Below are 15,549 nucleotides of genomic sequence, written 5' to 3' on the forward strand. Positions count from 1 at the left end.
GGGCGCGGCGGGCGCGGCGGCCGCGGCGGCGAGTTCGGGCGCGCGGTCGTAGCCGGCGTCGGTGGGGACGATCTCGCCGCGCCGTCCCGTCGCCTCGCGGTGCGCGAGCTCCTGGCGGACGAGCGGAATGATGTGGCGGGTGTAGTCGAGCGCGTCGTTGAAGTTGTCGTAGCCGCGGATGGAGATCAGGTCCGCGCCAAGGTCGACGTAGTCCAGGATCGCCGCGGCCACCGTCTCCGGCGTGCCGACCAGGGCCGTCGAAGCGCCGCCCGCGTTCGTGGCGATCGCCGGCGCCGTCCACAGCGCCCGGTCGTGCAGGTCACCGGCGCGGGCCGCGGCCAGCAGCCGCTGTGACCCGACGTTGGGCGGCGGCTCCTTCAGGTTCTGCCGGAGCCCGGGCGTCCGCGGCCGGCTGGCGGTCCGCAGCGCGTCCAGGACCCGGGCGGCCTTCTCCCAGGCCAGCTCCTCGGTGGCGGCGATGATCGGCCGGAAGGTCACCCAGATCCGCGGGCGGTCGGTGCGCCCAGCGAGGCGCGCCTGTTCGCCGACCGCGTCGATCTGCTCCTTCGTCTCCCGCAACGGTTCGCCCCACAGGCCGAAGATGTCGCCCAGCGCGCCACCGACCCGGTACGCCTCCGCGGACGAGCCACCGACGGACACAGGAATCGTCCCGTTCGTCGGGCGGACCGCCGAGACGAAATCCTCGAACGAGTAATAGGTGCCGGCGTGGTCGAACGGCGTCGTCGAGCTCCAGGCCTTGCGCAGGATCTCGATGTACTCGGCCTGCCGGAGGTAACGCTCGCTCTTGCTCAGCCGGTCACCCTCGCGGGCCTGCTCCTGGTCGCTTCCGCCGGCGATGAAGTGCACCACCACCCGGCCGCCGCTGAGCTGGTCGATCGTCGCCAGCTGCTTGGCGGCGACGGTCGGGTACATGGTGTTCGGCCGCAGCGCGATGATCGGCTTGATGTGCTCGGTGAACTGGGTGAGCGCCGCCGCCACCGTGAAGGGGTCGTGGCCTGCCGAGTGGTAAGGAACCAGCGTGTAGTCGAAACCACCCTCGTCGAGCAGCCTGGCGTACCGCTTCAGATAGGACGGGTCCAGCCCGCTCAACCGAAGCTGGTTCAGCTCGTTGGACGGATTGACGTTGATGGCGCTGATGAACTCGACGGTCACGAAATACCTCCGCGAGGCGGGACAGGCGTCCACGCCTGGACTGACTGCCAGAAGCGAGGGCTGAGGGCGCAGGGTTGAGGGCGCAGGGCTTAGGGCTGAGGGGGAGACGGGCTGGCGAAGAAACGACCGGAAGTCGGACACGCTTGGACGCGGGCAGGCACCGGCCTGGCTTCGGCCGCGAGGCAGCCCGATCGGCTCCCGGGGCGCACCGGCCTGCCTGACTCACGCGGCTTTCGCGGCCTGGGCCCGCGTCCGGACCCTCGGCCTCGGCCCGTCAGCGGCGAATCGCCGGGTGCACTCCAGCGATGGCGGCGGACGAGCGATGGTGGCGGGCGAGATAGTGGCGGACGAGGTCGATGCGTTCGGTGTGCGCGGCATCGGCGGCCGGCCCGCCTGGCCGCTCAGCGGGGACGACAGCAGGCCGAGGTGAGAATTCCGAAGTCGACGAACCGCCGCCGGGTCAGCACCCGCCCGGCAACCGCCGGACCTGTCGGACGATGGACGGCAGCACACGCACGACGCGTCCTGTGCGTTTCCCCTCCAGAGCTCCCCACCATGTCCACCAGAATGGTGGGAATTATCTGCGGTGTCGAGATCGGATTGCTGATCACACCGATAAGGAATCGTGATAGATCGTTTCACGGGGAGCTCGACTCCCGTCGCCGGCGGCACTCGCCGGTCTCACCGCCCGCGAGCCCAAACGTCAGCGAACCCAACCGCCTGCGGGCCTCGCCACCCGCGGGCCTGCCACCCGCGGGCCTCGCCACCCGCGGGCCTCGCCACCCGCGGGCCACACTGCCAACCGACCCCACCGCCCGCCGACCAACCCCAACACCATCCAGCCCCACCCCCCAGCCCCTGGCGGTACGCCTCAGTAGTTCCTCTTCCACATCTGGTCACGGTGCGTGATGTCGGGTGGCCGCTGGTAGGACCTCGGGGGCGGTTTCCGGCTGTGGAGCGAGATGACAGTCGAGGTTGCGGGTGTGATCGACTTCGGCGTCGTGGCGCCACGGACAGACAGGGGGTCCCCTGGGCACCGCAAAAGCCGAGGGTGTCGGACGCCGGGGGTGCCCGCGGCCCGGTTGGAGCTGGTCGCGGTGAAGAGTTGAGAATTTTGGTCGTTCGCGAGCGCGTAGCGAAGTCTCAAGCCTCGGGCTGCGGCGGCTGCTGCTGCTGCGGCGGCGGCGGCGGCTGCTGCTGCTGCTGCTGCTGCCAGGCAAGTGTTGAGGATCGTGGTCGTTCTCGCGACCACGATCCTCAACACTTGCGGATTGCCAAGTGACTCGTCGCCCCTTTTGTCCCTTTGAGGGGAATTGCTCGCGCTGCGCGACGGCGCGGGATCCCCGGTGGGTGGCCCTGTGGCGAGCGACACGGACCACCAGCCAATATCGGCGGCCCCGGATCCACCGCTGCTCGGGACTTTGCTGCACGCTCTCCCGCAGGCAAAATCCCCAGAGTTATCGCCGGCAGTTGATGTTGACGGCCGTCGTGGTGAGCTTGCGCGCGTCGTCGGCAACGCCGATGACATCGACCTCGACGATGCTGCGCCATCCGGTCAGACCGGTGGTGATGCAGCCGGCACGCTTGTTCGCCCGCCGGTAGGTACCGGAGGCGAGCGTGGCGCTGACGGGGCCACCCACGTTCCGCCATTTTCCGTCGCTGTAGAACTCCTGCAGCTGGATTGTGACGACCGCCCTGGTGGCCTTGCAGCTCCGGTTGACCCACCAGCCGTGCCCGGAGGCCTCACCGGCGGTGACATGGACCCAGTCACCGCGCGTTTCGAAAAGGCAGATAATGGAGCGGCCGCCGTCAACAATCGTTGATTCGTTCACGATGTCGGTGCCGCCACCGCCGGTCGGCGCGGGCGCGGGGGCGGCAGCAGCCGCGTTCGCCGCCGCCGGCGATGTTCCGAGCAACACAACCACGGCCACTGCCGCCAGGATCGACAGGTTACGGAAAAAGTGTTTCAAGATCTACCTCTTCCCAGACCCGCCCAGACGGCGCGGCCGCCATTTTTCATCGGACACAGGAACATAATTCAAATTCCGCGGCGAATTTTCGATGTCGGCATCATTTCGCGAGAGCTCTACGATAGTCAAGCGGGCAAATTCAGTGCACGGACTACGAATCGAGTAGACCGAATTCGCCGCGACGACTTTCCGTGCCACGCCAGGAAAATTCCGTCGAACGCCAGGTGAACGGACGAGAGCACCGCGGTGAGACCCGCCACCGGGTATCAGCAGACCAAATGGTCTAGAGTCGACACGGTGAACGCGACGGTGATAGGCCTGGGAGCCTGGTGCGACTACGTACCCGAAAGCGATCCCCGGGTCCTACGCTTCCAGGTCGAGGAGTTCGCGGTCCTTTCCGACGGGCGCCGCCTGACGTTGACCGCGGACCGAGGCTGGAGCAGCTCGCTCGTGGGCAGCCCCACCACTGACGACGCGTGGAGTTTTCTGACCCTCGCGGAGGTCACGGAGACGGTGCTCGTCGTGGTCGGGCCGGACGAGGGCGACCAGACGACCGACGCGCACCCTTGGGCCTTGCTGGCGGAGCGCCTACGTGCTCAGGATGTCGACACGACCCCGGGGGCTCTTCGGGACCTTCCGTATGAGGTCGTCCTCAGCGAGCGTCTCCAGGCCAGGATTTCGAGCACCTGACGAACCTCCTCCCCCACGTGAGCGCAGGGTCGGGGCCTTGGCCGGAAACCAGGTACACCCCTACTGGCCGAGTAGTCGGCGGCCCGCCGCCGACAGCGCGGTGTCCTCCTGCGGCGGATGAACCCGCACGCACAGGACGTCCCGCAGGAGCCGCTCGAACGGGAGATGCCTGGTCAGGCCCGGGTTCCCCAGCACAGCGACCGCGGTCTCGACCGCGGCGATCGCCGACCGCGCGATCTGGACCTTCACCAACGGCAGCTGCGGCAGGTGGGCTGTCTCGCCGGCCTCGGCCCGCAGCTGCACCCCGAACAGCAGCGTCTCGGCCTGCGCGATCTGTGCGTCGATCTCGCCGGCCGCCGTCTGGATCCGCTCGGTCGTCGCGATCGGACGCCCGAGCGCGGCCGGCACCCGCTCCCGCGCGAACCGCACGAACGCACTGCGGGCGGCCCGCGCCACCCCGACGTAGATCGCCGAATAGGCGAAGTTCCCCAGCGTGGTCGTCGTCGACGGATCCCGGTAGACACCGTCGGGCCCGCGCGGGATCTCGACGAACGCGTCGGCCGGCAGCCGGACGTCGACGTACTCCACATCGTGGGTGTTCGACGCCCGCAGGCCCAGATGGTCCCAGCTGTCACTCCAGCTGATGCCGGGCAGCTCCGCCGGGACGATCACCTGACCGACCCGAGGCCGCCGCGGGTCACCGCCGGGTTCGTCCGCCACCGCCCACACCACGTGGTACGCCAGCGCCGCCCCACCGGTGGCGTACGTCTTGCGGCCGTTGAGCACCCAGCCACCGTCGGGGTGGCGGCTCGCCGTGGTCCTCGGCAGACCGCCGCGGGACGGTGACCCCAGCTCCGGCTCCGAACGGACGGCATTGGCCAACGCCGGGCCCTGGACGCTGCGCCACAGCAGGTCGGCGTAGGAGGCCACCGGCCAGCTGTCGGCCGCCGCCTGCCGCTGATGGACGATGAGGTTGTTGGCTGCGAGCAGCCCGACGGAGGCGTCCCCCTCCCCGAGCGCGACCAGGATGCGCACGGTCTCCAGGGGCCCGAGGCCCGGCCCGCCGTAGCGTGCGGCAACGGTCCCCGTCAGCAGTCCGGCCTGATGCGCCACCTCCAACCCGCGTACCGGAATCGCCCCCGTGCGGTCGTACTCCGCAGCGCAACCGGCGATCTGGGCCGTCACAGCCGCCAACGCCTCCGGCGAGAGATCGGGCACGACCAGGTCAGGCACCTCTACATCATGGTGCCCTGAGGCCAGAGGGTGGGGATGCGTTCCAGGACTCCGCCGGCGAAGGTGCGGTACAGATCGAGCGTCTCCAGGTGGACGTAACCGATGTGGCAGTCGCAGACGTCCAGAGGGCACGTCCGGGATCGCAGCGCTGGGCGGAACGAGCCGTCGTACAGGTTCCCCAGCACGGTCGGGACGAAGTGGCAGCGCCGGACCGTGCCGGCGCCGTCCACGGACACGACGGTCTCGCCGGTGCGGCAGGGCAGGCCGCGGCTGGGATGCGCGGTGCGGCTGTAGGCGAACAGCGGGTCGATCCGCGTCCAGTGGGCGGCCTCGGTGTCGGTGTAGGTGTGGCCGCTGGCCGCGTTCACCCACAGGTACACATGCCGGGGCAGATCCGCGCGCAGGCTGCGCGCGGCGTCCAGGTGCTCGGGCTGCCCCACGATGCCAGCACTGAAACGCACCCCGCGCGCGGCCAGGTCGAGGCACCGGCCGACGAAACGTTCGTATGGCACCTGGCTCGGGTGGTAGGTGCCCCACAGCGCGAGCCGGGACAGATCAGCTTCGCTCGTCCAGTCGACGCGGTGGCTGAGGTTGGTCTGGATCGCGACGCGCTCGACATGCGGGAGGTGGCTGAGCTCCACCAGCGCCCGCCGGTACCAGGAGCGGGTGAGGCCCTCACCCCACGGCGTGAACAGCACCGAGACGCCGTGTTTCTGCTCCCGGACCCAGCGGGTGAAACGCTCCAGCGCCGCCCGGTCCGCCCGCAGCTGCGCCGCGGTGTCGCGGCGCTTCGCGAACGGGCAGTAGGAGCAGTCGTAGTCGCAGCTGGCCAGCGGCCCGCGGTAGAGGATCGTCAGATTCATCAGCGTGGGGTGTAGCTGGCCATCAGGGTCTGGACCCGGGGTGAGAAGAGCGCCGGGCCCAGGGCGTCGGAGTGGGCGAGGCCTTCGGGGGTCAGCCGGAGGGTGGTCGGGGTCTGCTCCAACCAGCCGCGGTCGGCGAAGGCGGTGAGGTCGACGTCCGCCGTGCCGTCGGTGTGGAAACGCTCCCGGTAGGCGATGCGGTCCAGGCCCTCGGCCTGCAGCAACGACTGGATCAGATGGCGCCGGCGGCGCTCGTCGCCGGTGAGGGTGAAACCGACCCGGGCAGTGGTGAAGTCCGCCTCGTGCAGGTAGTCGTCCAGGATCGCGCGCACCTGCCGGGTGCCCACCGCGTATTCGAACGAGTAGTGCAGATCCGAGGTGTAGGAGCGGGCTCCGCAGCCCAGGCCGACCATACCGTCGGTCTGGCAGCAGTACTCCGGCCCCGACGCACGGCCCGGCGCGGGCTGCTGACCGGGTGGGCGGCGGAACATCCGCATGGAGACCTGCTCGTAGCCGTGGGCCAGCAGGTGGTCGCGGCCGAGGCCGTACAGCCGGGTGCGCTGGTCGTCCCAGTCGGTCTCGCGCCGGGCCAGGCCGGTCAGGGGACGGATGTACAGGGGGTACAGGTAGAGCTCCTCCGGGCGCCAGGCCAGTGCCGCGTCCAGGGAATGCAGCCAGGTGGTCGCGGTCTGGCCGTCGATTCCGTAGATGAGATCGATGTTCAGCGTGGGGAAACCGGCTCGGCGGATGCGTTCCAGGGCTGCCTCGACCTCGGCCCGCCGCTGGGGTCTCCCGGCCGCGCGGGCCTCGACGTCCAGGAAGCTCTGCACGCCGATCGAGATGCGGGTGGTGCCGCGTTCACGCAGCACGGTGAGACGGTCGGCGGTCGCGGTGGCCGGCGAGGTCTCCACCCCGAACGGGATGCCGCCCAGCGGTGCGAGGCGGGCGCTGATGTCGCAGAGCCGTTCCAGCTCGGGGGCGGTCAGGTAGGTGGGTGTGCCGCCGCCGAAGGCCACCGTGGCGAACGCGGCGTCGCCCAGTGCGCCGGTGACCGCCACGGCCTGGCGTTCGAGCGCGTCCAGGTAGGCGCCTGTGAACTCCTCGGATGCTCCCGTGCGGGTGAACAGGTTGCAGAAGCCGCAGCGCATCTCGCACAGCGGGACGTGCAGGTAGAGGAACAGCGCGGACCGGTCCTGCGCGGCCCACACGTCCCGCAGCGCGGGGCGCGGCGACAGCGGCCGGTAGGCCGTCTTGTGCGGGTACGCGTAGACGTACTGCTGGTATGGGCCGGTGTACTGCTGGTGTGGGCCTGTCATGCCAGCACGAACTCCCCGTATGGGACGGTCCAGACGACCTCGTGGCCGAGGCGGTGGCCGTTGTAGCCGTCCTCGCCGTACGCGGTCCCGTGGTCCGAGCAGACGATCACGAAGCATGGGCGGCGCATCAGCGCGAACAGGCGGCCGAGCTGCCGGTCGACGTGGCGCAGCGCCGCGGCGTGGGAGTCGCGCGAGTCACCGTGGTTGCGGGTGGCATCGTGGTCGCGGGTGGCACCTGCCAGGTAGAACCAGTTTGGCTGGTGCAGCGCGGCCACGTTGAGCAGAAGGAACAGCCGCCGGTCGGGCGGGAGGCGCCGCATCACCTCGCCGACCCGGTCGATCTGGTGGGTGAGGGAGTCGGGGTCGGTCACGCCGAACCGGGGCTCCCAGTGGCTTTCGGTGAACAGGCCCGGCAGAACCGAGCCGAGCGGGCTGAGCTTGTTGAAGAAGCCCACACCGCCTACACAGACCGTGTGATAGCCGATCTTCGCCAGGCCAGCCGGGAGGTCGGGGGCGTCGAACGCCCAGGTGCCGGGTACGGTGGTCTCGCTGCCGGGGAACTGCCCCGCGAACAGGCGCGGGTGTGGGCCGGGCAGCGCCGGGGTCGGCAGGAAACCGGCGAGCATGGCGGCGTGTGCCGCGTAGGTGAAGCTGCCCGGAGTGTGGCGGCGTTCCCAGCGGCCGCCGGGCAGCAGGCTGCGGAGGGTGGGTGTCTGCCCGGAGGCGGCGAGTTCGACCGCGACGTCGTAGCGCAGGGTGTCGAGCGTGATCAGCAGTAGATCATGGGTGCCGATGATCTCGTTCATGTCACGCATACCGGCGTCGCCCCCGGCTGCTCATGCCGCCACCGCGTGTGCCGCCAGGGCTGCGTGTACCTGGGCGACGTAGGTATCCAGGCCTTCGGCCCAGGTGCCCGGCAGCCCGGTGATGCCGGGCAGCAGATCACCGAACGCGTTGACCTCACCGACCGCGACCCGCCGCCAGCCGATCTGCACAAGCAGGTCGACACCGACCATGAGGCTGCCGGGAAAGCACGCGGCGGCCCGCGCGCACACGTCGAGCGCACGCTCCCAGCCGGTGGAGCCGAGGGCGTCGCGCACCGCGCCGACCGAGCCCCGCGCCCCGCCGAGGTGCAGGTTGGTCATCGGGGAGCGGCTCGTCCGCACGACCACATGAGTCGGCTCGCCGGCGATCACCACCACCCGCAGGTCGAGGACACGCCCGCCGAGCGCGGCCTTGGGCAGCCACCGCTCCACATGCAGCCCGTCCGGCGCCAGCTCGTCGATCAGCTGGGCCACCTCGGGCTCGGTCTCGTAGGCCCGGACCCGCAGCGCGTTGACGAGGCCGGTGCCGGTGCGCGCGGCGGAGGTGACGGCTCTGACCCGCCCGCCGCGCGCGGCCCGCAGCGCCACGACGCCGGATGCGGACGAGCCGTGCGCCGGTTTGACGAACACCTGGTCCATGCCCGCCTGCGCCATCCGCGCCCGCAGGTCGGCATAGTCGTGGACGGGTGGCAGTGCCTCCGGGACGGGCACACCCGCCGACCGCAGCCGGGCGTGGCAGCGCCTCTTGTCGCACATCACGGCGATCTCGTCGACGTCGCCGAGCAGCCGGGCGCCCGAAGCCGTGGCCGCGGCGGCGGCGGCGACGCGCCCCAGCCCCGCGGTGAAGGACGCGTACCACCGCGCTCCCCCGCCCACCCGGGTCGGATCACCGGGCCCGCGCAGCAGCCTGTCCACCTCGGGGTCGCCTCCCGGCGAGTCGATCCGCAGCAGCGAGCCGGGCACGATCGGCAGCTCGCCACCGTGCAGCACCTGCGCCCAGCCGACGACCCGGGGCGCGGCCAGGCCCGCCGAGCGGCACGCGGCCGTGAACAGTTCGGTGCGCCGGTCGCCCGGTGCCCCCACCACGGTGAACATCATTCGGAGACCGCGGTGTAGAACCAGTCGTCCTCCGCCTCCTCCTGCTGACCGAGGTCGATCTCGACGCCGGGCAGCGCGGCGCCGACGCGGTTCATCGCGGCGTCGGTCAGGAAGTGATGGTGCAGGTCGAGCCGCTCGAGGTGGGTGAGCGGCTGGCCGGACAGCAGCGACTCGGCTCCCCGGTCGGTGAGGGTGCCCAGGGCCAGGCTGAGCGACGTCAGCCGCGCGACGATCGGCGCGCCCGCGACAGCCGCGGCGACCTCATCCGCGATCTGGGCGTTCTCCAGGCCCAGATGCCGCAGGGCGGGCAGCCGCTCGCCGCCCAGGATCCCGGCGAGGTCGGCCACGGTCGCGTCGCCGCCGTAGTTGTCGGTACCCAGCCACAGATCGAGGTGCTCCAGGGCGGGCAGGTCACTCCCGCCGACGGCCCGCACCACCGAGGCGGGCAGCCCGCCCGTCTCGAAGCGCAGCGTCCTCAGCGTGCTGCTGCGGACCGGGCGCAGCGCCAACCCGTCGCTCCCGCGGACCCCCAGGTACTCCAGCGCGGGAAAGGCGCCGAACAGGCGGGTGACATCGGACTGCTCGATCCAGGAGATCTCCGCCTCCTCCAGCACGATGTCGCCCAGGAACAGCGCGCGCAGCGCGGGCAGCCGGTCGGCCGCACCCACCAGCAGGTCCACCGGATCGACGGTGTTCTTCGTGTCGTAGGACGCGCCCCAGTAGCCGATGACCAGATGGGTCACCTCCGCGGGCGGGACCTCCGCCAGGAACTTCTGGAAGACGTCGCCGAAGCCGGGGCCCTCGAACCAGGTTCTGACCCGCCAGGCGACGTCACCGGGCGAAGCCCGCGTGCCCGAGTCGCCTGACCCGAAGTACCGATCCGACGACTCGCCTTCGTGCTCGTGCCGAAAATCGACCACCGGCTTGCCGGCGAGCTCGGTGAGGTGCTCGTTGATGGTCATCTGGCCCCCTTCGCGGTGACTGTCGGGAACCGTCCTATCAGCTACCGCCGACATGATCGGGCCGCCGGCCGCCCCGGCAGCCCCGTCTGAGGCTCGAAGCCGAGGTCACCGGCACAGTCCCGCGGACACTCAGAACACCTCGGATCCGAATTCGTGATCTGCTGGTGCCCGGAGGGCGGGGATCAGGGCGCCAACCCGCTCGAGCTGGTGGAGCGGGAGGACCGGCGGGGCCACGTCGGGCGCGGACAGCCGAACACGGCGACACCGACCATGGTGCGCTTCCAGGGGGAGCGACGGTATGTGACACAAAAACTTGCTGTGCACGGAACACCGAGGCCACAGGGGGCTAACACAACCAGGAACCCAGAAACGCCGTTCAAAATCACATTCAGAGCAGCACCAGGACGAGATAGAGGTTTCATCTAGTCAGGGAATGGCATATTCATACTGCGTAGCTCGAAGATCTTCCGGCGCGGGCTCCCAGTCTTTGTAGACGTGCACCCTTCCACCGGAAGCCTTGTACGGAGATTCACTTCTATCAACTACAATGTCACTGACAACAATGAGCCAGGTGGGCTGAAAATCCCTGGCATGCTGAACCTCGTTACGGGTGAGAAAAACGGTCGTGGCAGCACCGGTGCTGCCCTTCACCTCGACATGGAGGATAGTGCCGTCGCGTTCACAGCTCAGATCATAGGGCTTGCCGACGATCTCGATTTTGGTCCAGCCTTCATCGATCAAGAGCTGCCGAGCAGTTTCGACGGCATGCGCCTCGACAGCAGCCGTCAGTCGGGAATCCTGACTGCGCGCCGCTCCGCGCCGACGGGTCTTATTCGGAATACTCTCAGGCTCAATACCTCGCGTAGCAGCGAACGCAACCTGTGACCCAGGGAGCCCCCTCAGAGCAAACAAAGGGGTTGGATCGTAGTCGATGGTTTTCCCGAGGCTTCCATCAACGCCGGACCGACGCATCGCGTCGCTTGCACGAGCGCCTAGCGGGCCATCATTGCTCGCAGCCACCTCAGAGAGATCAAACAGAGGTTCAACTCCGAAGCGGACAGGATAGATCACCGTGCTCGATTCGACCTCGTCGTCCCAGAGCGGCGCCCGCCCAGTGTAGAAGTCGCCGGTGAACCGGCAGATGTAGAGATAGAGGGTGCCAGCCAGCCACGCTTCCGCCTTGGCGCGAGGCCCCAGCGAAGTGCGCTTTGCACCAAAGATCACAAACTGAGGTCGAACATCAGCATCGCGATACTTATCCTTGAAACCCCAGGTCTGAGCCTCGAGGCCTCGCGCCAAGTTGCCCAGGGCCCTCTCACCCAAGTAGATGAACATCGTGGCAGGCAACGTTGATCCGCCCAATCTCGCGACTGATGTAGACGAATCATATCAGCAGACGATCTGCAGCTAGGGTTGCCACCCAGAACATCGACCACCACCCGCACCCCCACCCCATGACCGCCCGACAGGCGGATTGGGAGCCCATCCACACGGCGATCGCAGGTTGTGCCACCACAACCAATGCACATTGACCCAGACGATCTGTGACCTTAGGTAACGATTCGTTACAGAAAGTAAAAATGAACGGCCCGACCGGCCACGACCTTGAAGCGGAATCGACATCGACAGCACGCCACGCGACGTCCCGCATCTGTGGAAGCCGATCGCCAGCCCCTAGGGGCCCGACTTCGAACCGCCTTTCACGCTGCGGCTGGACAACGCTCGCCCCCAGGACGTCGCGGGCCCGGAGGACGCTGCTGGCACTGCATCTCGGCACTGACCGAATTGGGCGGTCACCCAAAGCGCTGGATCAGGCACCGGTGGTGCTCGACGGAGTTTGCGTAAACCGCTATTGTTCCGGTTCCGGGAGGGGTCCCGACGCGCCGAGTCGTCTCGGCACCGCGATCACGGAGGTTCCTCCCTAGTGCGTTCTTCCCCATCCACCGTCGCGCTCTTTCGCCGCACCATAATCTGTGCCGCCGTGACGGCTGCTACCGCCCTCGTGATCACCGGGTGCTGGCCCGTCGATGAGGGTGCCTCCGCCGGTCCCCGTGCGGCTGGCACAGGTCCAAGCGCTACGACCACCGTGACTGCCGCTGGCACAGCGCCCCCTTCCGGCTCCGGCGCGCGGGCTCCGAGCCCTGCAGCCGCCGGCACCGACGGGCTTATAACCTCGCCGCGCTCCAATCCGGCGCTCGGTTCGAATCGCCCGGCAGCTCCACAGGCCGGGCCCACAGCGTCTGATTCGACCGCCGGGCGGCCTTCCGTCGTTACCTCAGCCGCGCCATCGGCCCGACCACCAGCCCAGGCTCCGGACCAGCCAACAGCCGAGCCGCTCGCCGCCCCGGCCGCCGGGCGGATCCAGCCGGGCACCGTCTACCGGGGCCGCACGACCCACTACGGCGCGGACGGCGGGGGCAACTGCATGTTCGACCGGCTGACCGACCCGGCGATGCCGGCCGTGGCGATGAACGAGGCCGACTACGAGACCGCCCGCGCCTGCGGCGCCTACATCCAGGTCACCGGCCCCGGGGGAAGCGTGGTGGTCAAGGTGACCGACCGCTGCCCCGAATGCGCTCCGGGGCAGCTCGACCTGAGCGAGCAGGCGTTCGCCCGCATCGCCGGCGGCGTGCCGGGGCAGGTGGACGTCACCTGGCGCCTGGCCAGCCCGTCGGGCCTCGGGGCCGTGCAGTACAAGGTGAAGGAGGGTTCGTCGGCCTACTGGCTCGCCCTCCAGGTCCGTCAGCACCGCAACCTGGTCACCTCGCTGGAGGTGCGGGTGAACGGGACGTGGACGCCGCTGCGGCGCGAGATGTGGAACTACTTCATCGCGCCGAACGGGCTTGGGCCGGGGCCGTTCACCGTCCGGATCACCGATGTCTTCGGTGAGCGGCTCGTCCACACCGTCAATCTGTCGCCGGGTACGACCCAGCAGGCCACCGGCCAGTTCGCCCGGCACTGAGCCTTTTCCATCGTCGGCTCGGACTCACGGCATCGCTGACCGTGGACCGTGAGATGGAAAAGGCTCACTGAGCAACCACCACCTGAACCATCGGGCCGGCGCTGGGAGATGCGGTCGAACCGCCTTTCCCAGCGCCGGCTGATGGTTCGTGCCGGGTGTCACCTCAGGTGGACGGGGTGAGCTCCTTGCCGGTACCGAACTCGCGGAGCTTGCCGTCCCAGGTGATCTTGCCGTCCTTCACGTGGGCGGTGGTGTAGGCGGGGTTGTAGATCGCGGCGTAGGGCAGCGTGCTCTTGGCGGTGAAGTCGACGGGTGCGGTCAGCCCGCCGGTCTCGACCTTGCTGAGCTTCTTGATCCCAGCCAGGATGGACGCTCTGTCCACGGTCTCGACCGAGGACGCCACCTGCGCGAAGATCTTCACGCCGAGCCAGCTGTTCAGGCTGAGCTCGTCCACCTTCCCGTCGGGCTCATAGGCCTTGATGTCCTCGTTGAACTGCTTGCCGTACGGGGTGGAGGTGTCCCAGGCCGGCGGGAGAACCAGGCCGATCGTGGCCGGGCCGTCGGTGCCCATGGTCTTGAGCTGATCCTGGTCGAAGGCGCTGCCCGCGAAGGCGACCGTTCCCTCGTACCCGGTGGCGCGCAGCGCCTTGACGGCCACGCTCGTCTGCGCGGCGAAGGTCAGCCAGACCACCGCGTCCGGCTTGTTCTGGGTGGCCTGCTGGGCCGGTGCGCTCAGATCCGCCGTGGACGGAGCGAGCTGGACGTTGTTGACCACCTCGACGCCCGCCTTGCTGAAGACGTCGTTGACGGTCTTGCGGATGACGTCAGCGGTGGGGATGTCCAGGGTGACCAGGCCGATACGCTTGGCCCCGCTCTTCACGACGTCCTGTGCCAGGCCGTGGAAGCCGACGACGACCGCGCCGTTGACGTTGAAGGCGAGCGAGTTGGTGAGGTCGAAGCCCGACACCGGGTACTGCCCGATGATCGGCATCTGGGCGGCCTCGATCTGGGCCTTGGTGGCGTCGTGGTAGTTGTCGGACCCGCCGGCGATCGCGACGATGTCCTTGTCGGCGAGGATCTCGCGGTAGCAGTTCGCGGAGTCCGTCGCGTTCTGGTGGTTGTCGCAGAGCTTCAGCTCGAGGGGGCGGCCGTCGATCCCGCCGCTCTTGTTGATCGCCGCCACCGCCGCCCGGGCGCCCGTGGCGTACTCGGGGTTGCTGCTGACCCCGCCGCTCAGGCCCCCGATGGCGGCGATCTTGATCGGCTGACCGGTGAGGCCGCCGGATAAGTCGGCCTTCTCCTCGTCGCCGCCTCCGCCGCCGCAACCGGCCAGCACCGCCACGAGTGACAGCGCCGCCGCGAGCGCGGCCACGGGCGTCCTCGCGCTTCTTCCGAGCATTCCTATCCCCATTCTTGTGGACGAGCGAGGTGGTTCAGCAGAGATGGTTCGGGTGAGGTGCTTCAGGAGAGGTAGAGGGCGGCCAGGCCGTCGAGGTCGGTGAGCCACCGGCTCGCGGGGCTTTCGTCGACAATCTCGCCGCGGCGCATCACATAGGCCCGGTCCGCTCGGCTCAGCACTGACCGTGCGTTCTGCTCGACGACGACCACCGCGACGCCGCGGTCGGCCGTCTCCCGAACGGTGTCAAGTAGGCGTTCACGTATCAGCGGAGCGAGGCCGAGCGACAGCTCGTCGATCAGCAGCAGCCGCGGAGCGCGGGCGAGCGCCAGCGCGAGGGCGAGCATCTGCTGCTCGCCACCCGACAGCAGCGCGGCGCGGTGCCGGGAGCGGTCCGCGAGCGTCGGGAACAGCTCGATCGACTCCGCGCCGCCCCGGACGAGCCGCAGTGACTGACGGACGGTCAGCCCCGGGAAGACATGGCGCTCCTCGCCCATGAAGGACACGCCCCGGCGGGCGCGCCGATAGACGGGAACCCGGTTGCACGGCTCCCCGAACAGGCGGATCTCCCCGCTCGTCGGCCTGCTGTACCCGGCCAGCGTGCGCAGCAGGGTGGTCTTGCCCGCGCCGTTCGGGCCGAGCAGCGCCACCACCTCGCCGGGGCGCACCTCGATGTCGATGTCGTGTAGAACCGGCACCCGCCCGTAGCCGGCCGACAGCCCGCGCGCCTCGATCGCGGCCGAAAGTCCGGACTGCGCTGAATCCGCCTGGGACTTCCCGGGAATCGTCGACACGCCACCGCGGCCTCCGCCGCGGCCGCCACCCGGACCACCATCACCCATCCGTCATCCTCCGTACTCTGAGAGTAAGTGGCAGCGCCGACACCAAAAGCCCGAGGAAAGGGCCTGCCGGGCCGTCGACATCCGCCCACCGCCGCATCCCACGGGGTCTTGCGAGTGAATGCTCACGACCTTACGCTGCCAAACAGGGGTCCGCAATGGCCTTCGTGGTGGCCGGCCAGCCGAATGCGCGCGGCCGGCCGGCCGCCACTCGTTCCCGAGC

General features: G+C 69.3%; 14 protein-coding genes. 3 read left to right on the forward strand and 11 right to left on the reverse strand.

Features of this window, described 5'->3' with window-relative positions; genetic code table 11:
* A partial coding sequence (locus FREUN1FDRAFT_RS12760; protein WP_006540460.1) for an LLM class flavin-dependent oxidoreductase occupies positions 1-1,173 on the reverse strand: 1,173 nt, incomplete at its 3' end.
* A gap of 292 nt (positions 1,174-1,465) precedes the next feature.
* On the opposite strand from FREUN1FDRAFT_RS12760, the gene FREUN1FDRAFT_RS43755 reads away from it, so the two are divergent.
* Positions 1,466-1,603 (forward strand): hypothetical protein, encoded by a 138-nt coding sequence (locus FREUN1FDRAFT_RS43755; protein WP_157474711.1) that lies wholly within the window; start codon positions 1,466-1,468, stop codon positions 1,601-1,603.
* A 1,027-nt stretch (positions 1,604-2,630) separates the two neighbouring features.
* Here FREUN1FDRAFT_RS43755 and FREUN1FDRAFT_RS12765 read toward each other — a convergent pair.
* A complete protein-coding gene (locus FREUN1FDRAFT_RS12765; RefSeq protein ID WP_006540462.1) occupies positions 2,631-3,143 on the reverse strand; it encodes a hypothetical protein in 513 nt (170 codons plus the stop codon).
* 297 nt (positions 3,144-3,440) lie between these two features.
* Between FREUN1FDRAFT_RS12765 and FREUN1FDRAFT_RS12770 the strand changes: the two genes are divergently transcribed.
* Positions 3,441-3,833, forward strand: a complete 393-nt coding sequence (locus FREUN1FDRAFT_RS12770) for a hypothetical protein (protein ID WP_157474713.1) — start codon at positions 3,441-3,443, stop codon at positions 3,831-3,833.
* Between the two features lie 60 nt (positions 3,834-3,893).
* Here the strand turns inward: FREUN1FDRAFT_RS12770 and FREUN1FDRAFT_RS12775 are convergent, their stop codons facing one another.
* The 7 genes from FREUN1FDRAFT_RS12775 to FREUN1FDRAFT_RS41395 all read right to left on the reverse strand — a co-directional run bounded on the left by FREUN1FDRAFT_RS12775 (position 3,894) and on the right by FREUN1FDRAFT_RS41395 (position 11,464).
* Positions 3,894-5,066: an acyl-CoA dehydrogenase family protein gene (locus FREUN1FDRAFT_RS12775; RefSeq protein WP_035951426.1), complete on the reverse strand. Its 1,173-nt coding sequence runs from the start codon at positions 5,064-5,066 to the stop codon at positions 3,894-3,896.
* A gap of 2 nt (positions 5,067-5,068) precedes the next feature.
* Positions 5,069-5,929, reverse strand: coding sequence for an STM4011 family radical SAM protein (locus tag FREUN1FDRAFT_RS12780; protein WP_006540465.1), 861 nt, complete (start codon positions 5,927-5,929; stop codon positions 5,069-5,071).
* Positions 5,929-7,245: an STM4012 family radical SAM protein gene (locus FREUN1FDRAFT_RS12785; RefSeq protein ID WP_006540466.1), complete on the reverse strand. Its 1,317-nt coding sequence runs from the start codon at positions 7,243-7,245 to the stop codon at positions 5,929-5,931. The genes FREUN1FDRAFT_RS12780 and FREUN1FDRAFT_RS12785 overlap by 1 nt, the downstream gene beginning before the upstream one ends.
* Positions 7,242-8,060: an STM4013/SEN3800 family hydrolase gene (locus FREUN1FDRAFT_RS12790; RefSeq protein WP_006540467.1), complete on the reverse strand. Its 819-nt coding sequence runs from the start codon at positions 8,058-8,060 to the stop codon at positions 7,242-7,244. Before FREUN1FDRAFT_RS12790 ends, FREUN1FDRAFT_RS12785 begins: the two co-directional genes overlap by 4 nt.
* Positions 8,061-8,081: 21 nt before the next feature.
* Positions 8,082-9,167 carry an STM4014 family protein gene (locus FREUN1FDRAFT_RS12795; RefSeq protein WP_006540468.1) on the reverse strand — a complete coding sequence of 362 codons (1,086 nt, stop codon included), beginning with the start codon at positions 9,165-9,167 and terminating at the stop codon, positions 8,082-8,084.
* Positions 9,164-10,129, reverse strand: coding sequence for an STM4015 family protein (locus tag FREUN1FDRAFT_RS12800; RefSeq protein ID WP_006540469.1), 966 nt, complete (start codon positions 10,127-10,129; stop codon positions 9,164-9,166). Before FREUN1FDRAFT_RS12800 ends, FREUN1FDRAFT_RS12795 begins: the two co-directional genes overlap by 4 nt.
* Before the next feature lie 426 nt (positions 10,130-10,555).
* Positions 10,556-11,464 (reverse strand): protein NO VEIN domain-containing protein, encoded by a 909-nt coding sequence (locus tag FREUN1FDRAFT_RS41395; RefSeq protein WP_006540470.1) that lies wholly within the window; start codon positions 11,462-11,464, stop codon positions 10,556-10,558.
* A 751-nt stretch (positions 11,465-12,215) separates the two neighbouring features.
* Here FREUN1FDRAFT_RS41395 and FREUN1FDRAFT_RS47665 point away from each other — a divergent pair.
* A complete protein-coding gene (locus FREUN1FDRAFT_RS47665; protein ID WP_304412144.1) occupies positions 12,216-13,091 on the forward strand; it encodes an expansin EXLX1 family cellulose-binding protein in 876 nt (291 codons plus the stop codon).
* 163 nt (positions 13,092-13,254) lie between these two features.
* Here FREUN1FDRAFT_RS47665 and FREUN1FDRAFT_RS12810 read toward each other — a convergent pair whose 3' ends face one another.
* Both FREUN1FDRAFT_RS12810 and FREUN1FDRAFT_RS12815 read right to left on the reverse strand, forming a co-directional pair.
* Positions 13,255-14,463 carry an ABC transporter substrate-binding protein gene (locus FREUN1FDRAFT_RS12810; protein ID WP_006540472.1) on the reverse strand — a complete coding sequence of 403 codons (1,209 nt, stop codon included), beginning with the start codon at positions 14,461-14,463 and terminating at the stop codon, positions 13,255-13,257.
* Positions 14,464-14,552: 89 nt separating this feature from the next.
* Positions 14,553-15,329 carry an ABC transporter ATP-binding protein gene (locus FREUN1FDRAFT_RS12815; protein ID WP_006540474.1) on the reverse strand — a complete coding sequence of 259 codons (777 nt, stop codon included), beginning with the start codon at positions 15,327-15,329 and terminating at the stop codon, positions 14,553-14,555.
* Positions 15,330-15,549: the final 220 nt, after the last annotated feature.

The organism is Parafrankia sp. EUN1f, assembly GCF_000177675.1.
Classification (GTDB): Bacteria; Actinomycetota; Actinomycetes; order Frankiales; family Frankiaceae; genus Parafrankia.